The sequence below is a fragment of the Marinobacter sp. S6332 genome, assembly GCF_023016045.1.
Lineage (GTDB): Bacteria > Pseudomonadota > Gammaproteobacteria > Pseudomonadales > Oleiphilaceae > Marinobacter.
Genome location: NZ_JALKAP010000005.1, coordinates 290,977 through 314,957, shown reverse-complemented (window position 1 = coordinate 314,957; position 23,981 = coordinate 290,977). Strand labels below are relative to the sequence as shown.

Here is a 23,981-nt window from a genome sequence, read left to right as displayed (position 1 = left end):
GGCTCTTCACTTATCTGTGTGGGTCAGGTGCCATTGGCAGTCCGCCATAGTGAAATAGAATCGCCCGCTTGAACCTCTCCTTGTTCCGGAACCCCCGGGATCGGACCTTTAACGCTCGAACCTGTCCATTGATCGCTTCCGCAAGGGCATTTGAAGCTCGGAAACGCATAGCGTTGAGGATCCCAAATAGCTTGGTTTCGATCTGATTTGCTGTGGAGCTCAGAGCTCGAACTTCAGTGAGTCGAGCCATGTGGATCCATTCTTTCCACGCCGCTCGGGCGCCTTTGACCCGGTAGCCTCGCCAGATATCTCGCGCTTTCTCCTTGAGATACCACACTAAACCGGTGTCTTTGAGAGCGCCGGACAAATATTTGATCTGTTGTATCTGCTGTTCTTTAAGGCTCTTGCGATGGCGTAGCCAGGTGTATCGGCTTCGATGGATCTCCTTCCGCATCGAATGATCCGCACGTGCCATGTCAGCTTTGCGAGTGGCATCAAGCGTTCGGGTCAGCATTTGCGCGACGTGGAAATGGTCGAAGGCGATCTTCCGGTGGGCTTTCTCGATATGCTCAAATGTCGCCTTCTGATAGGCCGGACTCATATCCATGGAGATAGACAGAATCGACCGCTTACGAGACGCATCCAGAGTGGCGTAAAAGCGCCCAAGACTACCAGAGGACCGACCGTCCTCCACGGCCAAAACCTGACCCCGACCGTTAGAAACGATCGTTACATAGTCGTGCCCTTTACGAAATGCCGTCTCATCGACGGCTAGCCGTGACGTATCTCGGTCAGGAGCATTAGCCAGACCACGTCGCACAGCCCGTTCCATGATGTTGTCGATGGCAGTCCAGCTCAGGCGCAACTGCTTGCTGACCGCAGAGATTGAGGCTGCCCTGAGCCAGCTGATAACGAAGGCTTCAAATAGGAGTGTGTACCGGCTGTTCTGTTCAGCCCAAGGAACACTGATCGTCAGACAGCCATGCTCGGGACACTGCACACGAGGAACCTGAGCAACCACTTGCGTTCGGAACTGACAAGTATCGAGATGACGCCAACGACGTTCCCGCGAGTCGTAGCCCGGGCAGGCATCGCCACAGCGGGGGCAGACAAGCTTAGCGCCTTTGTCCAGACTGACCTGAACGACGACTTCTCCCTGACTCTTATCCAGTTCGACGCCTGATACAAGCCAAGGAGAGGACAGCCCTAGAATGTGTTCGTAGAGGGTGTATTGATCCAACGTTGGTCCCCATCCATTGAGTTAATCGGATGCGACAACAGTGACCAAAAGCAGCAGGAAAATAAAGGGTTACCCACCATGATAAGTGAAGACCCATAAAAACACAGTGTAGCCGACTCCTATAGAGAAATATACCCACTTGGAATAAAAGCAATCAGTCCGTACAGGAAGCTATTTAACTACTCTGATCAATAACGCAGCAGCGCTGAACCCCAGGTAAACCCACCTCCAAACGCTTCAAGCAGAACAACTTCATTCCGTTGGATACGCCCGTCTCTTACTGCTACATCCAAAGCAAGAGGGATAGATGCGGCCGAGGTATTGCCGTGCTCGTTAACCGTAACAACCACCTGATCCATGGACATGCTCAGCTTTTTTGCTGTGGCAGAAATAATCCGGAGGTTTGCCTGATGGGGCACCAGCCAGTCAATATCAGACTTTTTCATCTGGTTGGCAGCAAGGGTCTCGTCCACAATCTTGCCGAGAGTATTCACGGCAACCTTGAAGACTTCGTTACCTTTCATTTCAACGAAGGCCAGCCCGGCTTTTACCTGATCGTAGCCATCGGCAATACCGCAGGGGACATGGAGAAGTTTTTCATACCGGCCGTCTGCATGAATGTGCGTGGATAGAATACCAGTCTCTTCATGGGCCTCAAGAATCACCGCGCCCGCGCCATCTCCGAAAAGCACGCAGGTACCGCGGTCAGACCAGTCTATGATTCGGGAGAAAACTTCTGCCCCGATAACCAGAGCTTTTTTACTGCTTCCGGTTTTTATGAACTTGTCGGCAACCGAGAGAGCGTAGACAAAGCCACTGCATACGGCCTGTATGTCGAAAGCGGGGCAGCCACGTATTCCCAACCTAGCTTGCAAAATGCAGGCAGAGCTCGGAAAAATCTTATCCGGGGTCGAAGTAGCAAAAATGATCAGGTCAATATCGCTGGCGTTGATTCCAGCTGCTTCAATGGCATTGAGGGCGGCCTGTTCGGCAAGGTCTACCGTTGTTTGGCCTTCAACGGCAATATGTCGCTGCTCAATACCGGTGCGCTCACGGATCCACTTGTCCGTGGTATCAACCATCTTTTCAAGGTCTTTGTTGGTAACAATGTTCTCTGGCAAGTAAGAGCCAGTGCCGGCAATGCGTGCAAAGGTCATTCGCGAAAATCCCACGGTGTATCCGATTAGGGAGCATGCGTATTTCCAGTGACCTCAATAATGGTCAGAGGCATGGAACACGCTTCAAACGCTCCTTGGCTTTCGAACATGCTATACCTCTGAACCTTTGTCTGTTATTAGCGGTTTGTCAAAGACGCCGGTAAAAACCGCTGAGGCGTTACTCGATAAAATTTGCCTGGCTGGCTATTAATGGCGAGAGTTTGATATTCCAGTGTTCCATACCACTTTCGCTGTATACGTAATGTCCGCTAAGTGATTTGACCTGTGGTATGCGATCCGGCTTTATTCCATTGAGAATCAACGATGCTAACCGTGCACCGGTAACCCCTTCCTGATACGCTGAAATGGTGAAGCCACCCAATGCCTCCCGCGCTCCGATAGAGATGTCCCAGAATGAAAAAATCGGGATTGGTGAGCTGATGTATGCCTGATTTATAAGCTCTTTTGGCTGAATATAATTATTCTGAGCGTCTCGAATTGTGTGGTGGGTACCTACAATTATGGCATCGTATTTAGCGTATGCATTTTCAGCAGTGCTTAACCAGGTGTCTTTATCGTTGGTCTGTACGATATCAACCTGAGAGCCGTAGATCTCTGCTTGACGCTTGTCCCCAAAGTAGTCATTTACAGCATTACGCATGGTAATCGAATCATCCATCAGGATTAAAAAGTGCTCCCTCTGTCGGAGAACTTTGCGTAAATGGCGGATGCTTTGTTCGAAAAATGGGCGCTCCAGAACCCCGGTAACCAAGGGGTGGTTCAGGGTAGGGTGTTGCTCAGGAGTGCCGTTGACACCAAAAAACACAACCGGAATGTTCTGATCAACCAGATGCTGTGCCATCAGTGAAAAGGCATTGTCATCACCGAGGATGGCAACTTCTGGTTTGATTTCAGCCACAGATTTTTGGATGCTTTCTACCTTCTGCGGCCACTCCGATTTTGGTAGGCGCTTGGTGTCGAGAGCGAGAACGTGAATATCATGCTCTGCACCCAGTACCGATTCGATGGCAACCAGATAATCAGCATCCCATTTATATTCTTTGTGATAACTTTCGATGACGACTACCGTCTTGCTAAAACACAACGGGCTTACGAGTAGTAAGGCTAGAATGAGCAGACGCATATGCTGTCCTTATTTTTGTTTAAGTATGGAAAGAGCTTTCGGCCCCTACGCCTAATAGCAAAAAACGCACCACACCGTTAACTGATTGTTTATTATGATTTATTGTTTTTTCTACAATCACTCTGTCCGGATATCCAGACATACATGTTTGTTTTTCAAGACAGCAAGGTGTAATTGACCCGTTTTCCGGACAGTCTGCGATTCGCAGTCTGCATCCGGTAAGGAGACCTTTGTGAATACTCGTGAAAAGTTATTGAAGCAATTAGGTATTACCTACCCGATTATTCAAGCGCCAATGGCTGGCGTATCCACACCTGAACTCGCTGCCTCTGTGACCAATTCTGGTGGCATGGGCTCTCTGGGAATCGGTGCCAGTACACCTGCTCAAGCTCGCTCAATGATCGAGCAGACTCAGGCTCTGACCTCCGGGTCCTTCAACGTGAATGTGTTTTGCCATCAGCCTGCACAACGTGATGCAGTGATAGAGGAGAGCTGGGTACGGTATCTGGCGCCTTTGTTTGCCGAGGCGGGCATTGAGCCACCAGACACACTCAGTGAAATCTACACATCGTTTGTTGGTGATAACGAAACGTTCGACTTACTGCTTGAACTGAAACCGGCAGTTGTCAGTTTTCACTTTGGTACGCCATCGGCTGACTGCATTGCTGCACTGAAACGGGCGGGAATATACACCATGGCGACAGCGACGAGCCCGGGGGAAGCTGCGAAGATTGAGGCCACAGGAATTGATGCGATTGTGGCACAGGGTATTGAAGCGGGTGGACACAGAGGAACTTTTAATCCTGGCGCAACGGATGAAGGCTTGAGCACTCTGGCGCTTGTGCGGTTGTTATTGCAGCAGACAACCCTGCCGATTATCGCAGCCGGTGGAATAATGGACGGTTTCGCGATGAAATCCGCGTTGGCATCAGGTGCGGCTGCCGTACAACTCGGTACTGCATTTGTACTATGCCCTGAGTCTGCGGCGAATGAAGGGTATCGGGTAGCGCTGAAAAGCGAGAGAGCAGCAGAGACACGATTAACGAAAGTGCTCTCTGGGCGACCTGCGCGAGGAATCGTCAATCGGCTTATTTCATTTGGTGAAGCCAAAGATAGCCCGCCGCCTGCAGACTATCCCGTTGCATATGATGCTGCTAAGCGTCTAAACGGGGCAGCCTCCAAGCATGGAAACCACGAGTTCGCTGCCCACTGGGCAGGGCAAGGCGCACCTTTGGCGCGAGAATTACCGGCAGCTGATCTGGTAGCCTTAATTCTAGCGGAGAGCGTTTAACACCCTATCGACGGGTCAGTTACGTTGAGGAAGGTGATTTGCGCTCCCTTGTGCCGGAAACCAAGCACTACTCATTAGATCAGGCCAGCCATTCCAGTATTTGGTCGTGCACCACCTTTTTATCTAGCAGCTCCAGATGGTTCAGCTTTTCGAACACTCGACAATCTTCCGGGCGTATGTGCAGTCTTCTCAGATCGTCAGCATGGTGCCCCTTGGCGCTGTCTAATCGAACCAGAAGGTCACCCACCATCGTGCTGGGTATGGTGGATACATGCTTCCCAACGGTTGCGGCTATAAAATAATGCCGAGTGCCTTCATGCAGTGGAACCGGCTTGCGATAGTCCGGGTGGAAATCATCTTGATCTATGCCTTGCCAATCATCGTCCAACAAATTGCCATGCCGAAGATCCTTGATGCCGGCGCTGGTGTGCTGGGCTAGAGCAAATGGACTGGCATAGCGGAACTTATTCATAACATAAGTCAACAGGTTTCCGGCTTTGGCCAGAGCTGCGCCGTGGTGAGGTGAACCAAGGTAAAGCGCATTTTTTAATAGCTTAGGCCAAGGCAGTTCAAGCTCACTGCCGTACCAGCAAGCACTTCGAATAACTAACCCGCCCATGCTATGGCCAATTAGCGTAAGTTCTTCAACTTTCACAGGCCAAGCCTCAACTAAAGCTTGAAGTTGCCCCGATAACTCCCTGCCATTATTAGAAATGTGCCTCCCCGTGTTGTAGTTCAGGTATAGTGGCGTGTAACCCTGAGCACGCTGTAATTCTGTACCGAGATTACCCTCGTTGTGGCCTTTCCAGTACTCATGCGAGAGGCACAAGCCATGGACAAGAACCACGATTCGTGGACTAGCATCCGGCAATATAGAGGGTAGGCTTTCGGAATTGGGCAGCACTCTTTTGCCGCTGCTGTTCCTGAAATTCATGGTAATCGCCAGAGGATTATTGCTGGCTTCCAAATGATCTCCGCACACCCCGTTTAGCGCAGCAGCTACCTTCACATTTTGTGGCAAGTGCGACGACTCATTGCCCACGGAAAACCTGTCGAGAGACTTGCGCAAGCCTCGCTGTAGTACAGAGGTAGTTGATTGAATAATTCTGTAGGTTCGGCCTTGCCGTTCTTCCGGAGGTAAGCCTGCAATATCACGCAGTCGGTTCAGAGGGTTGGCGTCTCTCGCAACCGTGCGGTGCATCGTTTCCGTAATGTCGGTAACGCCACTGGTAAGGTCCAAAAGTAGTTGTGCTGAACCATGCAGGGTTTTGATCGATACCATTTTGCTGTGCTCCAGAGGTTCTGTTCAGAACCTGCTAATCAAACGATACAACCACTATCCAACGAATGATGGCCTGTGCCCATGGCTTGTTTTAAGGCAGTAGCGGTCATTTCGGTATTATTCCTATAAAACCAGTTGCGATGCCGAAAATCACTACGCAGACCACTCTAGACCGCTTTAGATCATTCTATATCATAATTGATCATAACGGATTATATTGTTCATATGTGAACAAAAGCTTTGCGGGTGGTGAGCCATGTCAGCTGTAGTCGAGCGAAAAAACACAGAGAGTGACCGCGAGGCCGAAAAGGGACGCGTTGCTCTGAAAGGGTTCTTCCGGATAACGGAAGAGTGGGAATGTAGTGCAGAGGAACGAAGCAAGCTGCTCGGCGGGCCTTCGAGAACAACGCTGTATAACTACTCAAAACTGAACCCAACCAAGCTTTCTAGCGATACCATGGAGCGCATCAGTTATATCCTTGGGATTTATAAAGCGTTGCAGGTGCTTTACCCGACCCATGAGCGGGCAAATCGCCGAATTCGCCTGAAAACATCGGAAATACCCTTCTGCGGTAAGTCTGCAATGGAGTTCATGACTCAAGGTTCCATGATGAACCTGATGATGACGCGCCAATATTTTGATGCCAAGCGGGGGTGGTGATGTTTTCCATCCCTCCGCTGCACCTTCCCGAATGGCAAACCTATCGAATTATCCCCAGCCACTATCCTCCCATAGACCTTTTCGAACGCATCTACGAGCCAGATGAATTTGAGTTGGCCTTCGAAATTGAAAGTATGACCAATCCCCGTTTACGGGACGAAGCAGGGGATATCCATCTGGTGCAACCCTACGACCGGATCAGCGGGCCTGGCAGCTCGCCAGTGATGGCATCGTTTACACATCTGGGCTTTGGAAGCCGTTTTGCCAACCGGCAATTTGGAGTTTATTACGCTGCTAGTTCTTTGGAAGTTGCTATTCGCGAGACCGTGTTTCACAAAGAACGCGAGCTATCTGCCGCCAACGAAGATTCCATAGAGCTCACCATGAGAGCCTACATTGGTTCCGTAGTGATGAGGATGCACGATATCCGTGGGCCCGAGTTCGAAGAACTGCATAATCCGGACGCTGATGATTACGGGTTAAGCCAGAAATTTGCGGGCCGATGGCGTAATAAAGGATCAAACGGGCTGCTATATAACAGCGTTCGGCACCCGGGCGGTGAGTGTATCGCAGCGTTTAAACCAAAAGCGGTTTCTATACCTGTGCAAGGGCCGCACCTGAAATACTTTTGGGATGGCGACAAGCAGCGCATTACCCATTGGGCGGAGATAGGGGAGGCGCACTCCCTCACTGGGCGGATGAGTGAGTTTGACTGAGGGGTGGTATGGTGGAGCTGCGAAATGGGTCGCAAAACCCCACAAAGTGATTCCATCTACAGTTACTGCCTATGAAAATTCTACTGGTTGAGGATGACAATTTACTCGGTGACGGAATTGCTGCGGGTATTGCACAGTCCGGCCTGGTGGTGGACTGGGTATTGGATGGGCAGCAGGCCGATACTGCGCTGGCCACAGGCACCTACGATGCCGTTGTACTTGATTTGGGTCTTCCGGGGCTTTCTGGAATGGAGGTCTTGAAACGAGCCCGTGCAAGTGGAAAAGACCTGCCGATTCTGATTCTGACCGCTCGTGATGCCGTGGAAGATCGAGTGGCCGGCCTGGATGCCGGTGCCGACGATTACCTTGTAAAGCCGTTTGATCTTTCTGAATTACAGGCACGCCTGCGGGCCTTACTCCGCCGCTCCAAGGGGCATGCCGACCCCGTCATCAATCAGGGAGAACTCCAGGTCGACCCTGTCAGTCATTCGGTGTTTTGGTCTGGAAAGTCGGTTGATCTGTCTGCACGTGAGTTCGCCATTCTCCACACATTGCTACTCAATGCCGGGAGAGTTATGTCAAAGGCACAGATTGAGGAGCAGCTATACGGCTGGGGAGAGGAGATCGAGAGTAATGCAATAGAAGTTTTTGTTCATCACCTGCGACGAAAATTGTCTCCGCAACTGATCCGTACTATCCGCGGTGTCGGGTACATGATTGAGAAAACCACACCATGAGATCGTCGCTGCGTTGGCGCCTGTTTACAATTCTTGCGGTATCCGTTTTGCTGGCCTGGATTGCGACTGCGTTCTTCACTTACCTCGATGCGCGCCGTGAAATCGGCATTACGCTTGATACCCGGCTCGCTAACGCAGCTGAACAGATCTCGATGCATCTCGACAGCTCACGAAACCCCGGTCTGATCTCTCAACAGATTCGTGACTATACCGGCACAGTGCTGCAGGTCTGGAAACGTGACGGATCTCTGCTCCTCGACTCAGGAACAGCTCCTGAAGAACGCCTGGGTACACAGCGTGATGGCTTCGAAACCATCACCATCAATAATATTAACTACCGGGTTTATAGCCAGTGGGACAAAGCCGGTGATATCAACGTGCGCGTTGGTGAGCGCTATGAACTGCGCGACGCACTGGCAGAAAGTATTGCGCGGCATTTGTTGCATCCTCTGTATTTTGCGGTTCCTGCGCTCGGCATACTGATTTGGCTGTCGGTTGGCGCCGGGCTTGTACCCTTGTCCCGTTTTACCCGGGAAGTAAAACAGCGTGAACCAGACAAACTTGATCCCCTTGATCTCACCGATACGCCGCGGGAAGTTATGCCGTTGCAGGATGCGCTCAACGCTCTTTTCGCACGCTTGCAGGTTTCACTGGAGCATGAGCGACGCTTTACGGCCGATGCGGCTCATGAGCTGCGTACGCCGCTGGCGGCCATAAAAACTCAGGCCCAGGTAGCGTTTGCTGCGCCCAACCCGGAACAGCTGGAGCATGCGCTAAACAGGATTGTCAGTGGTACAGACCGTGCGGCTCATCTGATTGAACAGTTGCTGGTGCTTTCGCGAGTGGATTCAGAGCAAGCACCGGCGAATCCAGAACAGCTCAAGCTTTCTGCAGTAGTGAACGAGTGCGTGGCTTCGCATGCTCAGGTGGCGATACGCAAGGGCGTGGATCTGGGGTTCGAGGCGGCCGATGAGGGTGTGGTCCTGGGTGATGCAACCTTGCTTGCCATTCTTGTACGTAACCTCGTGGACAATGCCGTCCGTTACACGCCTGCGGGCGGGCAAGTAGATGTTCGTGTTAGTCGCTCCGCTGACCATGTGATGCTTCGTGTTGTTGATACTGGCCCGGGAATTCCGGAAAAAGTGCGGAATCTGGCGGTATCGAGGTTCTATCGCGGGCTTGGCAGCGGCGAAGAAGGCAGTGGGCTCGGGCTATGGCTATCGATCGTAGAACGCATAGCTAACCTGCACGGAGCTTCTTTGAAGTTTGACGATAACAGTGATGCCGGGGAAGGTTTGATGGTATCCGTGGGTTTCAGAGCAGCTTCAGAATAGAGAGGGTCGATCCTTTCGGGTTGCAGATATTTTTTCGGTAAAGTACATCCTTAAGCGAATATTAAGGTGATTCAGGGATACTTCTTTCAAACCAACCAAACGGTGTACTCAAAGGAGCATTTCATGAACATCAAATCCCGTTTTTCGAAGTTTGCAATCATCACCGGCATGACGCTCAGCCTGACAGCATTCACCACCGTGGCAGCAGCAGCCAATAACGAACATGAGCATGGCCACGGTGAAATGGAGTTACAACTGAACGACGGAAACAAGTGGGCTGTTGATGCGCCACTCAGCCGCGCCATGAATAACATCGGAAGCGCCATGCATAAGGATTTGGACGCCATTCATTCTGGCAAGCTGGAAAATGAAAAATACTCTGTGCTGGCGAAAAAAATCAACAATGAAGTCAACTACATGGTTGAAAACTGCAACCTTGAGCCTGAGGCAGATGCCCAGCTTCACCTTATCATTGCCGAACTGATGGAAGGGGCAACCGTAATGGAAAGCAAAGCCAACGCGCGGGATGGCGCGGTGCAAGTCATGGGCGCAATCGAAAGTTACACTACCTATTTTGATGACCCGAATTTCGAACCAATTAAACACTGATGATTAGCCTGGTACACCCGGTCAATAGGGGATCGGGTGTACCAGGCGATTCGCCTTATTCTTCAGTAAACATCTTCCAGGTAGCGGCCCTCATTTCTCAATTTATCTACATTCAGGTTTAATGGCTTGAGGATTGAATCAAACACCTGTCGTACACTGGCGGCCATATCCCGGCCTCCACATACCAATATCTGTGCACCTGTCTCAATCCTTTGTCGCAGTGCAGTTTGATCGGCCATGATGGCGTCCTGAACGTAGGCTTTGTCTGCCGACCGTGAAAAGGCGGTGTTCAGTTCGGTCAGTCGGTGGTCATTCAGATAACCGCCCAGTTCTGGCTGATAGAGAAAATCCGATGTCGGATTACGCCCGCCCCAGTAGAGGTACATGGGGTTGCGCTCTGTATTTTTCCGGATAAAGCCTGCTAGTGGGCCGATTCCTGCGCCAGCGCCAATGAGAATAATGGGCCTGGTGCCCCCCGCCGGTCGAAAGCCGGGGTTCTGCTGGATGAATCCGCTAATCCGGTCTCCCGGTTTGAGACTGTGCAGATACCCGGAACACAGGCCATTGGCCTGTTTACGAACACAGATTTCCAGTTGACCATCCGACGCCGAGGACGCCAGCGAATAGAACCGGGGAGCCTTATCTCCGGGGGGCGAAACCCCAAACAGATCGCCAGCCTCGAAGTCCGGCAGGTTCTCCCGGTTTTGAAACAGAAGTCTCTGCCAGAGACTTCTGTCACTTTGTACCGGCTTGAAGCGCAAGATGCTGGTAGGCGCATTCACCGCAACCCCGTAGTCCACACGCTCAACAAGCTCGAACCCTGACATCACTTCAGGCGCGGGGTTATGACTCAGTGCTAGCGGAATGCCCATATACTCGCTGATTGCCTCGCCCCATTCCCGAAACTGTGTGGCGGAGCCGCGGTCAATACGGGTAAGGGGATGCATTTGCTTTAGGCCTTTGTTGCTGAGCGCTTTATCCACATTCAGCCCATACTGGCAGAACTTCGGGAACTGTTGGTCGCCAAAGCCGAGAACCACAAACTTCAATCCATCATCTGGCTGAAAGCGCTCAAGCCGAGTCATAAACTGACTGGCAGAGGAGGGCGCATCACCATCACCATAGGTTGACGTCAGAATGAAAAGCGCACTGACCTTCGGATAATGCTCAGCCAGATCATTCATGGGCGCGCAGTGTACTTTCTTTCCTGCCAGATTGAGCTTGTTCTGAAGGTCCATGGCAAAGCCCCAAGTGGTGTTGCCTTCCGAGCCCACCAGAATGACGGTGTCAGCGGCTTCGATGTTCGCATTTTCACCCAGACTAATGGCAGATGATCGCCGTTGCCACCAGATCTGCAGGCCGGTGAATGACAGTGCCGGCACGGTCAGCGCCGCTATCCCGAGAATCAGACCTAACCACCATAAGCCTTCACCCGTATGCAGGCGAACCATCCAGTGCTGGAACTGGCTGCCGGTAGAACGCGGCTGGTACTGCAGCAGTTCTCCGGTTGCCCGATCCACGAAACCGGAACCCTGAGTGGTGCTCAGGGAGTAGACGTCTGTGGGGTCATCCGGATAGGGGAATACCAGTTCCCGTAGTTCGTTGACATCCACGTTTTTCAGCGCGCTCAAAGAGCCTGCCGGTGCTGGTGTACCGCCTGAAACTTCTGCAGGAAAAGAGGGCTCCGTAATCGCACCCTGTGGTAACAGGCCAAACCTGACAGCCGACATATAGCTGCCAGTCAGTGCTGACAGTAACAAACCAATCACGGCAAATCGTGCCAGTTCGGCGTGAATCCGGAGGCCACCGGAGCCTGGAATGGGCCGGACAATCGCATTCCAGCCCCCCAGGCGTCGAGCCAACAGAAAAGCTCCGGACAGGCAGATCAATACCATCAGTGCCGCCAACACCCCGGCCAGTATTCGCCCGGCATCATCAAGAAGAAACGATCGATGCAGGTTCTTTGCCCAGCGCAAGAATGCCGATGGCTGGTAGGGTGCAATAGCTTCTCCGGTAAGAGGGTTAACCAGGTCGGCACCCGGCTTGCCATCACGACTGTAATAAACGACAACTTCGCCCGAGAGAGAACGTGCGATCTGTTCGGTACCGGGATAATTCACCACCACGCGCTCAGCCAGATCAGCCACGCTGAGTTCGCCAGCGGCCGGGACAACAGCACGCGACCGCTCAAGTGCCGGTACTGCGGACAAAACAACTCCGGAGGTCGCCAGCACTACCAGCAATAATGCAGCGACCAACCCGGGTAAACCATGGAGCTTGCGCAACATTAATGTGTCTCCCGCCGTTTACTTGAGGTCATAGACAAAGGACTGAACATAGCCGCGGCCGGATACCGTTTTCCCGGAATCCTCTGTGGTCAGAGGCACCACCACATCCGAACGGTTGTCACGCATGTCTTCAACGGCAGTATCAACACGAATCTGATAACCGGAGTCGATCAAAGCGTCTTCAAGTTCCAGAGTCACTTTCAGGGCGCGGCCGCTGGTCACACTGGCGCCGGTCAGGCCGTCGTATTCAGCCTGATTCAGGCCACTGCCCCGTGCCCAGTCCCGCAGGTGCTTGTAATATTTGCTTTTCTCTCCTGAAATCCAGAGAGTCCCCTGGTACTGTCCGTTGGTATCCGTAAGGTAGAGAGCCAGATAAGCCCCGTCACCGCCATAGTTTTTCAGCTGGGTGGTAAAGGTGACTTCCCGAGCCTGGGCATAAGCCGGCAATGCCATTACCGTTGCAAGCCCTAGAGCAAACAGAATTTTTCTCATGACGTAATCTCCTTTAATTACTCAACCGTTACGCTGGGTCGGCCTTTGACAATGCCCTTCCGGGGAACCCGATCTTCATTGGTCGGTTCGCTATAGCGCTTGGATCTGTCACGATGGTCGTCATCGTCGTCCTCCCGCTCCATTTCCATCAGCTCAAAGGTCGCCGGAGAGAACTCAGCTTCCACGCGGTAACCATTTGGATCCCGACCTTTGACCTCGTAACAACCGTCGTCCACCTTGATGCGGAACACCGTCCAGCCTTCGGCTTCCAGCTGTTTCCGGAGGTTTTCCCGTGGCTGCCATTGGGCAACCGGGTCATCGCAGTCATCGTCAGCCAGGGCGGCACCGCTCACCAGCAGTAACGAAAGGCTGATAACAATGGGTTTGAGTTTCATGGCTTGTCTCCCGTTGAATCGGTTTAATCAACCCTAAGGCTTTTACCTGACAGTGGGCTGAACAGGAGGCCGAGAAGCAGAATGGTCAGCAGATTGGTAAGAGGTTCAGGCTGCTGTCAGGTGAGGGCTGTAGTATCTTCAGATCGTGAACAGGCAAAAGGTGAAACATGCGGGTACTGTTGGTTGAGGATACAACCGGGCTGGGTGAAGCCGTGCGGGATCAGATCAGCGAGGACGGGCACGCCGTGGACTGGGTGCAAAGTCTTGGTTTTGCGGAAACCAGCGTGAAAACCACCGCTTATAATCTGGTTTTGCTCGATTTGATGCTGCCGGATGGCCACGGTTTTGATTTTCTTAAAAAACTGCGAGCAGCCGGTGACACAACGCCCGTCATCATTCTGACCGCCAGGGATCAGGTGTCAGACAGGATTGCAGGGCTGAATGCCGGTGCCGACGATTATCTGGTGAAGCCTTTTGATCTATCAGAGCTGTCTGCCCGTGTGGCGGCCGTGGCACGACGCTATCGCGGTAATCCGAACCCTCTGGTGCATATTGGCGATCTTGAAGTGGATCTGGGTGACCACCGCATTAGCCGCAACGACCAGCCAGTGGAGCTCACCGCTCGGGAGTGGGCGCTCTTTGAGGGGTTTTTGCAGCGCCCGGGAATACTGCTTTCGCGTTCACAGCTTGAAGACCGGTTATACGAATTCGGTGCCGAAATCGAGAGTAATACCATTGAGGTCTACATTAGCCGTTTGCGTAAAAAACTGGGGCGCGACGCCATAGTGACGGTTCGAGGCATGGGTTACCGGTTAAACGCTTATGATCACTAAAACCAGTTTGCAGAAAACCCTTGGTACCTGGCTTACTCTCGGCGTGACCTTGCTCTGGCTGTTGGGCGTTATTGCTTCCGGGGTGATTGCGCGCCATGAAATGAATGAAGTTTTCGACAGCGCCTTGGAGGAGACTGCGCAACGTATCCTGCCATTGGCGGTGACCGACATTCTGAACCGGGAAAATGACACAGGCGATCAGCGGGCATTGGCCCTGAAAGAGCACGACGAATATCTCACTTATCTGGTTCGAGACGCGTCAGGCAAGCTGCTGCTGCAATCCCATGACGCAGATCCGCGCATTTTCGGTGCCAAGCCTCAGGAAGGATTCTCCGAAACGCCTACTCACCGGATATACGGCGAGGGTGCCATCAGCGATACCCTGTTCATCGAGGTTGCCGAGCCCTTGGGCCACCGCCGCGAAGCCATACTGGATACCAGCCTTGCCTTGCTCGCTCCACTGGTGCTTCTGATTCCCATCAGCCTGGTTGGTGTGTGGTGGGTGATAAAACGGTCGCTTCGTCAGGTGGTTATACTGCAGCAATCGATAGAAACCCGTGGTGGTAGTGACCTCTCTCCGGTGGCGGTAGACCGCCTGCCAAAAGAGTTTGAACCTACCATGGTTTCAGTTAACCGCTTATTGGAGCGTTTGCGCAGGGCGCTTGAAGCCGAGCGAAGCTTTACCGCTAACAGTGCCCATGAATTGCGAACGCCACTGGCAACGGCGTTGGCGAAGCTTCAGCGGTTAAAAACCGAAACCCGGGATGCCGGCGTTAAAGCGCGAGCTGGCGAAATCGAACAGTCTCTTCGCACCCTGTCCAGACTGTCGGAGAAGCTGCTGGAACTGGCAAAGGCTGAGGGCGGTAGCGCGCTGTCTGAAAACTACAACGATCTTGTACCCATACTGAAAATAATCGCCAGCGATTATGAGCGTAATGCCCCTGGGCGCCTCAGGCTGAATTTACCTGAAGATAGCGTGATGTCATTACTCGATCCTGATGCCTTTGCCATCCTGCTAAGAAACCTGATAGAGAATGCACTCAGGCACGGCGCCGCCGACAAGGCAGTAAATATCAGCCTGACAGGTGAGGGCACTTTACGAGTCGCTAATGCAGGTGAGGTTGTACCGCCAGAGAAGCTCGCATTGTTGCGCAACCGGTTTGTGCGTTCCGAATCGAAAACACTGGGCTCCGGTATCGGGCTTGCAATCGTGGACGCCATTGCCAGCGGCGCGGGTACTGCCCTGAATCTCCGATCACCAGCCTCAGGCCAAAGCGACGGTTTTGAAGCAGAAGTGAATATTGTCGTGCAACACTCAGGCGTTTAAGGCTGGTGTCAGGTTAACCCTGCAGAATTCAAACAAACCCAAGCCGGAGTTTGTTTGTGCCTAACCTACGTACCAGTGTCACCCTTTTTCTGCTTTTGGCGATTCAGATCAGCTTCTGGACCCCGGGGTTGAGCTATGAAAACTTCCTCACACTCAGTGGTTATCTTGCCATCAACTTCATGTCCATTACCATGCTGCTGGCTACCCGGCCGGCATGGCTGGAACCGCCGTTAGGTGGATTGGACAGCATGTATCAGTTGCATAAATGGACGGGCATTCTGGCCGTGGTTTTTGCGCTGTCACACTGGCTGATTGAAATGGCGGATGACGCCCTCGAAGCGCTGTTTGGATCAGATCGCAGTTTGAAGGAAGCTGACTTTTCCGGCCTGCTGGACAGCCTGCAGGATGGCGCTGAAGATCTGGGCGAGCCCGGCCTGTATGTGCTGGCGTTTCTGGTTGTTATCACTCTCCTGCGGTGGGTGCCTTATGGTTACTGGCGCCACCTGCATCGGGTGATGCCAGTGATTTATCTGGTACTGGCCGCCCACGCACTGTTGCTGGCCCCGCTGATATGGTGGCAACAACCCACCGGTTGGCTGATGGCGCTGTTGATAGCAGGTGGTGCCGGCGCAAGCCTGCAATCGCTGACTGGGCAAATCGGCAGGAGTCGCCGCTATAAGGGGTTGGTTCAGGCCGTCAGTCAGACATCAGCTAACATCACGGAGGTCGTCTGTGACATGGGCAAGCGCTGGCCTGGCCACCAGGCCGGACAATTCGCCCTGGTAACCTTCGACCGAATCGAAGGGGCACATCCTTTCAGCCTGTCCAGTGCTGCCGATGACAGAGGACAACTCAGTTTCCACATCAAGGCACTGGGAGACTACACCCGAAAGATCCCGAAGAAGCTGCGCACTGGCCAGACCGTTACCCTGGAAGGGCCTTATGGGCGCTTTAATCCTGATAAAGGAAGAAAAAACGTTCAGCAAATCTGGGTGGCCGGCGGCATTGGTATCACACCGTTTCTGGCTGCTCTGGAAAAACGCCTGATCAATTCCGAACAAAAACATCCGGCTATCACACTTCATTACTGCACTGCGGGAGCTACAAGCGACCCTATGGTGACTCGTCTACAAGAGCTGACGGAGCAACTTCCGGACGTATTACTGCACATCCACGACAGCCAGATGGGGCAGCGGTTGACCGCGAATCAACTGCAAATCCATGATCGCAGAGTGGATATCTGGTTTTGCGGGCCGCAAAGTCTGGCAAAAGCCCTGCGAAGCGGCCTTAAGCAGCAGTCAATTTCATTGCGCTTTCATCAGGAAAGTTTCGAGTTTCGCTAAAAGGGAAAGCGTTTCATTGCCGGGACTAACTCTGGTTTTGACATTTTCCTGATAAAACCTCCACAAAGCTCTGACACTGAGTGAGTCACCATACCCACACAATTTTTCAGTCGTCAATGTGGCGGTTATTTTCATGAGCAAACTCCTACCTCGCCAACTTAAGGGATTTGTCGCGGCCGGCGGCCTCGCTACGCTATTGCACTGGCTTGTAATGGCAGCATTGATCGCCGCCGGGCTTGAACCCGTGCTGGCAACTGCTAGCGGAAGCGTGTCTGGCGCGGCGCTAAATTACGGCCTCCAGCGGCGTCTGGCATTCCGCAATGCCGGCCCTCACAGGGCCACGCTATGGCGTTATATCGGCTCCTGTCTGAGCGCCTGGTTCTGCAATCTCGCCTTCTTTTTCCTGCTCAATAACTTTCTGGCACTGCCCGTCACGCTGTCACAAATCGTGACTACAGGGCTTGTCGCTGCACTGAATTACACCGTTTATCAGAGGTTGGTTTTCCATGAACAAACGCGTTGAATTCCCCGTGGTACCTTTTGATGGCCCGTTTGACAAGCCGCTGTTATCACTGGTGGTGCCGCTGTACAACGAACGCCCAATGCTGCCTCTTTTCTTTGATCGGGTGCTACCGTTGCTTGCCACCCTGGACGTGCACTGGGAGATCGTGCTGATTGATGACGGCAGTGATGATGGCAGTGCCCAATACATCCGCGGCGTTATTGACCGAATGCCCGGCATCCGGCTGATCAAACTGAGTCGCAATTTTGGCAAAGAGGCCGCAATGACCGCAGGGCTGGAGCACGCCAAAGGCGATGCGGTGATCGTGTTGGATGCAGACCTGCAAGATCCACCTGAGCAAATTCCGGCCATGGTCGAGTGCTGGCAGTCGGGTGTTGACGTTGTCCTGATGCAGCGGCGCTCACGGGCTGGCGAAACCGCGTTCAAACGCTGGAGTGCGCATCTGTTTTACAGGTTGCTGAACCGAACCAGCCGAACCAATATTCCCGTCGATACCGGTGACTTTCGGTTGATGAGCCGCAAAGCCGTTAATGCGCTGTTGGTGCTGACAGAGCGCAACCGCTATATGAAAGGCTTGTTCGCCTGGATTGGTATGCCTACTCAGGTTATTCAGTACGATCGGGAACCCCGAGCAGCGGGTGAAACCAAATGGGATTACCCTGGGTTGGTGGGCCTGGCACTGGAAGGGCTGACTTCATTTTCCGTGTCGCCATTGCGCTGGGCAACTTTGATCGGGCTTATCGCCGCCAGTATGGGCGCGGTATTCGGGCTGTGGATTGTGGTCAAGGCATTAATGCTGGGCGATGCCACCAGCGGTTACCCCTCGCTCGTGGCCATCATCAGCTTTCTTGGCGGTATTCAGCTGATGAGTGTGGGTATCGTGGGTGAATATGTCGGCAAGACCTACATGGAATCAAAGCAACGCCCGGTATATCTGACAGACGAAGTGATCGAAAATCTGACTGGCACACGCCAGCAAGTGCAGCTTAAAACAACGGGGGCGCGACATGTCACAGCGGTTTAACGTGTGGCTGCTGATACTGGTTGCAGTGCTGGTTAGCCGTTTTATTGGTATGGCATTCTTCCCCTTTGCCGATACAACCGAGCCGCGTTACGCAGAAATTGCACGCCTGATGGCGGAAACCGGTGATTGGGTTACGCCGTGGTTCGAGCCCGGAGTTCCATTCTGGGGTAAGCCGCCCTTATCGTTCTGGGCTCAGGCGGCAGCCATCAAGGTATTTGGTGTTTCGGAATTTTCCCTGCGGTTTCCCTCCTGGCTGGTGACGCTCGCCATGGTGTGGCTGGTATGGAGACTGGCGCGGCAAATCTGGAATGTTCAGGTTGCTCAGTGGAGTAGCCTGGTTTTCGTGACCATGGCACTTACCTACATCAGCGCCGGCGCCGTGATGACCGACGCCTTCCTGGCATTGGGCACCACTCTGACTCTGGTCAGCTTTTGCCTGGTAATGGCAGGAGAGGGCGGATTATGGCGGTGGCTTTTCTTCCTTGGGCTGGCCATGGGGCTGCTGTCCAAAGGGCCGTTAGCCCTGGTCTTGGTCGGGGTTCCCATCGTCATGTGGTTACTCCTTTCATGGAGGGAAACCATTAACAACCTGCGACGGCTGCCCTGGTGGCGGGGAATCCTGTTGACGGCCCTATTCGTCTGCCCGTGGTATATATTGGCGGAACTCAAGACGCCAGGTTTTCTGGATTACTTTATCGTTGGGGAACATGTGCGTAGGTTTCTGGATCCGGGGTGGGCAGGGGATCTCTACGGCAGCGCTCATAATCAACCTAAAGGCATGATCTGGATGTTCTGGTTGTGGGCTTCGTTCCCGTGGGGCATCGTTGCGCTGGTGAGTCTGGCACTTGCGTGGTTCAGGGGGAAAAGACGAGATATTTTAAGCAAGACAATATCAAATCCGGGCGTCAGCTTTTTGTTGGTCAGCGCACTGGCACCCATGCTGTTCTTCACGTTAGCAGGCAATACACTTTGGACTTACATATTACCCTCGTTACCGTTTACAGCTATTTTAATCGGTCGTTGGGCGTCGGAATGCCAGTCTTTCTGGTTGCTCCGCTTGCGAGGTGGCTTGGCGGTTTTGGTCCCGGTTTTATTGACGCTGTTCGTAGGTCTTTCCGCCACGGGTTGGCAGTCACTCAAGACAGAGAAAGAGCTGGTAAGTTATTATCAGTTGAACCGGACAGCCAACGATAGCCCGTTGATCTATCTGGACGACCTGCCATTTTCAGCCCGGTTCTACTCAAACGGAACCGCTCTGGAGATGACAAAGAGCGGATTGAACAGTTTTCAGACGGCCGATGCGTATCAGCATTGGTATGTTGCGGTTCCCAGAAACTGGCCAGCCGATAAAGTGGCCAGCTTAGCCATCTCGACTGATAAGGTCATGGAAAATAGACGCTATCAATTGTTGGTCATTGAGGAACTGCCAAGGGACCAGCAGCCATTGTCTGACGCCAACGGAGTTCGCTCGAGTGACATCTAATCAGGCACAACTCAGGTTGTTAATCGTTGAGGATCAGGTCGACCTTGCTGAAAATCTGTTTGAATTTCTAGGTGAAGATCGTTACGCACTGGACTTTGCTGCTGATGGTTTGACCGCATTGCATCTACTGGCTACGCAAAGCTATGACGTTATCGTGCTCGACCTGATGCTACCCGGCGTCAATGGCTATGATATTTGTAAGCGTATACGTAATGATCTGCAATGCCAGACCCCCGTCATTCTGATGACCGCATTGAGTGGCCTGCCCGACAAGGAAAAAGGGTTTGATTGCGGTGCGGATGACTACCTTGTGAAGCCTTTCGAGCTGCGTGAGTTGCAATTACGGGTTGAAGCTCTGCATCGGCGCTACGCGCCACAGAGGCCAATTCTGTCTGCGGGTGATCTTCGGTTCGATCCTGGCACGTTGGAAGTCGAATTGAACGGGTCGAAAACGGCTTTGTCCGGCACCCCTGCGCGCCTGTTTGAATTACTGGTTCGTGCATACCCGAGTTTTCTCAGCCATGAAGCCTTGAGCGATGCTTTATGGGGGGCTCACCATGGGGAAATGGAAGGGAACAGCCTTCGTACCCACATCTACACACTTCGAAAGTCGCTGCAGTCTGGCTTGGGTAACGGTCTGGTAAAAACCATCCATGGGCGGGGATACAGCCTTGACGTTCCCGAGAAGGCCCGCGTGAGCACATCATGAAGTCATCTTTGACTAAGCGCCTGGCCAGAACCCTGTTTTTCCTGATTGCCGCCACTACAGCGACCTCCATGATTATTGTTGAGATGTTTGTTTATGATGTTGAGGACACCATTCTGGATCTGGAACTCAAGGCGGAGGCCGAGTATTTCGCGGAGCAACTCCGGGAAGGGCGCTTTCAACCCATAAAAACAGCACAGCTGGAGGCCGTTTTCCTGCCAGAAGGCGAGGCGGAGGCTTTGCTCCCGGAATATTTCCGCAGTCGCCATTTACCATTTTCTCAGGAAGTAGAGATAGGCCAGACAACGCTGCTGATAGTAGGAGCGCAGTTGGAATCCCCCGATGGCAAACTTTTCCTGGCCCAGGATATTACGATTATGGAAAATCGTGAGGCTCTGGTTCAGCTAGCTCTTGCTGGTGTCGCTGGTTTCATGCTCCTGATTGGTTTTATTGTTGCCCGCACAGGAGCCGGGTACTTGGTACGCCCTTTCAAAAAGTTAACTCGTGAAGTCCTTAACACAGCCCCCGGTCCGTCGATGCCACAAATCACTACGGATTACCGTGATCAGGAGTTTTGTGACATAGCTCAGGCATTTAACCGCTTCCTGTCAGAGCTTGAACATCACATTGAACGTGAGAAATCATTTGTGAAACTAGCCAGTCATGAGCTGCGCACGCCGTTGGCCGTGATGAGTGGCGCCCTGAATGTATTGGAGCAACGGCAAAGCCTGTCGGCGGCGGATCAGAAAACCCTCGCCCGTATTCGCCGGGCCATGCAAACCATGCGCGACGATACAGAGGTTCTGCTTGAACTTGCCCGTAGTGAAACGTCTGAAAGCGATGCGAGAACCATTGTGCTGCAAGATGTCATTAAGAACACTGTTGATGATCTGGAACATGGGTATCCAGACCATTCTGGGCGGATCACGCTTTGCAACAATAACCCCACGTTGCGAGTCATAACCCATCCGGCTCTGGTGCGCATGCTAATGCGTAACTTGCTACAAAATGCGCTTCGCCACACTCGCTCTGAAGTGGAGGTAAGAATAATCGATAACAAAATCTCGGTGAGAGATTTTGGGGCCGGGTTGCCCCTTCAAGTGGCCGAGCACTTAAATACGGTTGGGGAACCAAGCGCTATCACCTCGGTAACCGGCGAGTTCAGCAAAACCACCTTTGGGTTGCTGATCGTTAGGCTGGTGTGTGAGCGATTGGGCTGGGATTTGGAGGTAGCCAAGTCGGACAGCGAAGGCACTGAGTTTGTCATTCACGTTCATAACCTGGTTTGATCCTGTTCGTCAGGTAGACCATAGGCCTGCTCCCGGTAAAGTTTCAGGGGCAGCAGCGCATGGGCTAACGCTTTTTTTGTGGCCGCGTCCTCTGGAGCGCCGGCTAAATATTGAGTCCTCCCGACTTGTGGCGAGTAGATACCTGCCAAGGGTTCTTGCTCGGGGCGCAATACCGTCACGTTGTAGTCGCTGTCCATCCATGCATAGTAATCGTTAAACTGCATAATCGCCCGACCGGGTGCGTCAGGAAATCTCACCAGATCACGTCCAACCATGGGGTTCTCACTGGCAATACCCATGAGTGAGAGCAACGTTGGTGCAAGATCAATCTGGCTAGCTATTGTTTCAATGCGCCGGCTTTCCACACCCGCTCCCAGAATCAGCCCTGGAATGTGAAAGTTTTTGATGGGGACCAGCTCATCGCCCCAAACTCTGGCGTCGTGATCGGCCACAATCAAAAACAGAGTATCTTTCCAATAATCACTGTTCCGCGCGGTGTCTATGAAATCACCCAAGGCATGATCTGCGTACTTGACGGCATTATTGACTGTGCTTTTCTCTTCGTCGTACTGCTCAATTCGGTTGTCCGGATATTCAAACGGTGTGTGATTTGATGACGAGAATACCAGTCGGAAAAAGGGTTCTTCGGAGGCATGAAGCGTTTGAAGTTCTTCGTGGGTCTTCGTGAACAGGTCTTCATCGCTCACCCCCCAGCTTCCGGTAAAAACGGGATTGACGTAGTTCTGTTGGTCCAGGATGTTGTCAAAACCATTACCCGAGAAAAAACTGCGCATATTGTCAAAATGCGCCTCTCCGCCGTAGATAAAACCGGTGTTGTAACCTTGGTGTTTTAACAAATCAGCCAGTGTGAAAAAACCGGTTTGGGCCAGTGATAGTTTCACCACACTGCGAGCGGGAGATGGCAAGAATCCGGAAACCACAGCCTCGATACCCCGAACAGATCTCGTGCCTGTTGCATACAGATTCTCAAACCACCAACCAGAATTTTTCAAAGCCTCAAGGCGGGGGGTTGCCGGGCGTCCACCCAAGGATTCAACAAAAGTCGCGCCCAGGCTTTCCTCCAGAACAATCACGAGATTAAGAGGGCGCGGCCGTTCTTTTACCGGTATTTGTTGATGCAGCGTCGGAAAATGCCTGGAATTGAATTCTGCTCCACGGAGCCAGGGCGCGCTCCGGGTCTCGTTCAGTATTTCAGACATTTCCATCTGTCCGTAACGGGCATCTGCGTCTTCCTCATGTTTAAGGTTGTAGACGGCAAAAGCCACTGACCAGGTAGAGTTGATAATCAGTGAATTCACCATGGCGTCTGATGTCAGTGCAAACATCGCCGGGTTGGCGGGGCGGTGGCCAGTAGTAGAGCGAACGCTCATAAACACAGCAATAACCACAAGGGGCCATATCAGAATCGCTTTACGATAATTGCCCGGCGAGGGCTCTCGTGCCCACGGTCGCAGTAACCAAGCGAACAGACCAGTCAGTAGTACGCAAAGAAAAATCCCGATGATAACGGCAGGCAAGTAGCCCTCCCAAAGCATACTCATTACTTCCTTGGGATAACTCAGATACTCGATGAACAAACGGTTGGGCCGAGTATCGTACTCGGCGATAAAGGTTGGGGTAGCAAACTCCATGAAAAGAAAAGAGAAAACGACAATCAGCGCCCAAAAAACCGTCAATCGCTTCCAGGCTAACCAGCTGAAGCGATGGCCCAGAATCGGTAAAAGCAAAACCAAAGGTGCCACGACCATGCCAGCCATGATCAGGTCTGCCCGCAGCCCATGGAGGAAGATATCAGGCCATACCGTTGTCTCCGTAACCCGGTGGAATTGCCATGCCACCAACAGAGTTCTCGATAGACTACCAATGAGAAGTATCGCAAAAAACAACATTAATATCGGTGTGTAGGCACCGGCCCAGCGGAAACCTCGATAAACGTGTCTGGGTAGGGAGTGACGTTTGGAACAAAAGGATAAAGGCATGCCTACACTCTCCGTCAGAGCAGCCAGAGAACTCTCAGTCAGAGGATTCTCCCAAGCGACTCATAAAAGGGGAGTGCAGAATAGAGGGTGGGGCGTCAGTATTTGGT

The 23,981-nt window shown here is 52.6% G+C and carries 22 protein-coding genes; 14 read left to right on the top strand and 8 right to left on the bottom strand.

Annotated features, from left to right (window positions below; all coding sequences use genetic code 11):
- Positions 1 to 10: 10 nt before the first annotated feature.
- The 3 genes from MWU62_RS09995 to MWU62_RS09985 all read right to left on the bottom strand — a co-directional run bounded on the left by MWU62_RS09995 (position 11) and on the right by MWU62_RS09985 (position 3,541).
- Entirely contained in the window at positions 11 to 1,240 is a 1,230-nt protein-coding gene (locus tag MWU62_RS09995) for an ISL3 family transposase (RefSeq protein WP_247113278.1), read from the bottom strand.
- A 188-nt stretch (positions 1,241 to 1,428) separates the two neighbouring features.
- Positions 1,429 to 2,397, bottom strand: coding sequence for a beta-ketoacyl-ACP synthase III (locus MWU62_RS09990; RefSeq protein ID WP_247114702.1), 969 nt, complete (start codon positions 2,395 to 2,397; stop codon positions 1,429 to 1,431).
- 178 nt (positions 2,398 to 2,575) lie between these two features.
- A complete protein-coding gene (locus MWU62_RS09985) occupies positions 2,576 to 3,541 on the bottom strand; it encodes an ABC transporter substrate-binding protein (RefSeq protein WP_247114701.1) in 966 nt (321 codons plus the stop codon).
- A gap of 232 nt (positions 3,542 to 3,773) precedes the next feature.
- On the opposite strand from MWU62_RS09985, the gene MWU62_RS09980 reads away from it, so the two are divergent.
- On the top strand, positions 3,774 to 4,832 hold the full coding sequence (locus tag MWU62_RS09980; protein ID WP_348645639.1) for a nitronate monooxygenase: 1,059 nt from the start codon (positions 3,774 to 3,776) through the stop codon (positions 4,830 to 4,832).
- 79 nt (positions 4,833 to 4,911) lie between these two features.
- Here MWU62_RS09980 and MWU62_RS09975 read toward each other — a convergent pair whose 3' ends face one another.
- Positions 4,912 to 6,114, bottom strand: a complete 1,203-nt coding sequence (locus MWU62_RS09975; RefSeq protein WP_247114700.1) for a GPI inositol-deacylase — start codon at positions 6,112 to 6,114, stop codon at positions 4,912 to 4,914.
- A gap of 256 nt (positions 6,115 to 6,370) precedes the next feature.
- Here MWU62_RS09975 and MWU62_RS09970 point away from each other — a divergent pair, with 256 nt between their 5' ends.
- The 5 genes from MWU62_RS09970 (at position 6,371) to MWU62_RS09950 (ending at position 10,171) form a co-directional block, all read left to right on the top strand.
- Positions 6,371 to 6,775 (top strand): antitoxin Xre-like helix-turn-helix domain-containing protein, encoded by a 405-nt coding sequence (locus MWU62_RS09970; RefSeq protein WP_247114699.1) that lies wholly within the window; start codon positions 6,371 to 6,373, stop codon positions 6,773 to 6,775.
- Complete coding sequence (locus MWU62_RS09965; RefSeq protein ID WP_247114698.1) at positions 6,775 to 7,491, top strand: RES family NAD+ phosphorylase; 717 nt, start codon at positions 6,775 to 6,777, stop codon at positions 7,489 to 7,491. The genes MWU62_RS09970 and MWU62_RS09965 overlap by 1 nt, the downstream gene beginning before the upstream one ends.
- 71 nt (positions 7,492 to 7,562) lie before the next feature.
- A complete protein-coding gene (locus MWU62_RS09960) occupies positions 7,563 to 8,228 on the top strand; it encodes a response regulator transcription factor (RefSeq protein ID WP_200364463.1) in 666 nt (221 codons plus the stop codon).
- Positions 8,225 to 9,562: an ATP-binding protein gene (locus MWU62_RS09955; protein WP_247114697.1), complete on the top strand. Its 1,338-nt coding sequence runs from the start codon at positions 8,225 to 8,227 to the stop codon at positions 9,560 to 9,562. Before MWU62_RS09960 ends, MWU62_RS09955 begins: the two co-directional genes overlap by 4 nt.
- A gap of 123 nt (positions 9,563 to 9,685) precedes the next feature.
- Positions 9,686 to 10,171 (top strand): hypothetical protein, encoded by a 486-nt coding sequence (locus MWU62_RS09950; protein ID WP_200364468.1) that lies wholly within the window; start codon positions 9,686 to 9,688, stop codon positions 10,169 to 10,171.
- Positions 10,172 to 10,233: 62 nt separating this feature from the next.
- Here the strand turns inward: MWU62_RS09950 and MWU62_RS09945 are convergent, their stop codons facing one another.
- From MWU62_RS09945 to MWU62_RS09935, 3 genes are read right to left on the bottom strand one after another with little or no spacing between them, the layout of a single operon-like run.
- Entirely contained in the window at positions 10,234 to 12,459 is a 2,226-nt protein-coding gene (locus MWU62_RS09945; RefSeq protein WP_247114696.1) for a PepSY domain-containing protein, read from the bottom strand.
- Between the two features lie 18 nt (positions 12,460 to 12,477).
- The gene (locus MWU62_RS09940) at positions 12,478 to 12,951 is read right to left on the bottom strand and encodes a DUF2271 domain-containing protein (RefSeq protein ID WP_247114695.1); all 474 of its coding nucleotides are present in this window, start codon (positions 12,949 to 12,951) and stop codon (positions 12,478 to 12,480) included.
- Positions 12,952 to 12,968: 17 nt separating this feature from the next.
- Positions 12,969 to 13,346, bottom strand: coding sequence for a PepSY domain-containing protein (locus tag MWU62_RS09935; RefSeq protein ID WP_200364474.1), 378 nt, complete (start codon positions 13,344 to 13,346; stop codon positions 12,969 to 12,971).
- 167 nt (positions 13,347 to 13,513) lie between these two features.
- Between MWU62_RS09935 and MWU62_RS09930 the strand changes: the two genes are divergently transcribed.
- The 8 genes from MWU62_RS09930 (at position 13,514) to MWU62_RS09895 (ending at position 21,874) form a co-directional block, all read left to right on the top strand.
- Positions 13,514 to 14,179 (top strand): response regulator transcription factor, encoded by a 666-nt coding sequence (locus tag MWU62_RS09930; protein ID WP_247114694.1) that lies wholly within the window; start codon positions 13,514 to 13,516, stop codon positions 14,177 to 14,179.
- Positions 14,169 to 15,506, top strand: coding sequence for an ATP-binding protein (locus tag MWU62_RS09925; RefSeq protein WP_247114693.1), 1,338 nt, complete (start codon positions 14,169 to 14,171; stop codon positions 15,504 to 15,506). Before MWU62_RS09930 ends, MWU62_RS09925 begins: the two co-directional genes overlap by 11 nt.
- 56 nt (positions 15,507 to 15,562) lie before the next feature.
- Complete coding sequence (locus MWU62_RS09920; RefSeq protein WP_247114692.1) at positions 15,563 to 16,849, top strand: ferric reductase-like transmembrane domain-containing protein; 1,287 nt, start codon at positions 15,563 to 15,565, stop codon at positions 16,847 to 16,849.
- A gap of 133 nt (positions 16,850 to 16,982) precedes the next feature.
- Positions 16,983 to 17,372, top strand: a complete 390-nt coding sequence (locus tag MWU62_RS09915; protein ID WP_247114691.1) for a GtrA family protein — start codon at positions 16,983 to 16,985, stop codon at positions 17,370 to 17,372.
- Complete coding sequence (locus MWU62_RS09910) at positions 17,356 to 18,396, top strand: glycosyltransferase family 2 protein (protein ID WP_247114690.1); 1,041 nt, start codon at positions 17,356 to 17,358, stop codon at positions 18,394 to 18,396. The genes MWU62_RS09915 and MWU62_RS09910 overlap by 17 nt, the downstream gene beginning before the upstream one ends.
- Positions 18,380 to 19,879: a glycosyltransferase family 39 protein gene (locus MWU62_RS09905; protein WP_247114689.1), complete on the top strand. Its 1,500-nt coding sequence runs from the start codon at positions 18,380 to 18,382 to the stop codon at positions 19,877 to 19,879. Before MWU62_RS09910 ends, MWU62_RS09905 begins: the two co-directional genes overlap by 17 nt.
- On the top strand, positions 19,869 to 20,588 hold the full coding sequence (locus MWU62_RS09900; protein ID WP_247114688.1) for a response regulator transcription factor: 720 nt from the start codon (positions 19,869 to 19,871) through the stop codon (positions 20,586 to 20,588). Before MWU62_RS09905 ends, MWU62_RS09900 begins: the two co-directional genes overlap by 11 nt.
- On the top strand, positions 20,585 to 21,874 hold the full coding sequence (locus MWU62_RS09895; RefSeq protein ID WP_247114687.1) for a HAMP domain-containing sensor histidine kinase: 1,290 nt from the start codon (positions 20,585 to 20,587) through the stop codon (positions 21,872 to 21,874). The genes MWU62_RS09900 and MWU62_RS09895 overlap by 4 nt, the downstream gene beginning before the upstream one ends.
- On the opposite strand, the gene MWU62_RS09890 is transcribed toward MWU62_RS09895, so the two are convergent.
- Positions 21,859 to 23,874 carry an LTA synthase family protein gene (locus MWU62_RS09890; RefSeq protein ID WP_247114686.1) on the bottom strand — a complete coding sequence of 672 codons (2,016 nt, stop codon included), beginning with the start codon at positions 23,872 to 23,874 and terminating at the stop codon, positions 21,859 to 21,861. The two genes, MWU62_RS09895 and MWU62_RS09890, sit on opposite strands and share 16 nt — an antisense overlap.
- Between the last annotated feature and the right edge of the window lie 107 nt (positions 23,875 to 23,981).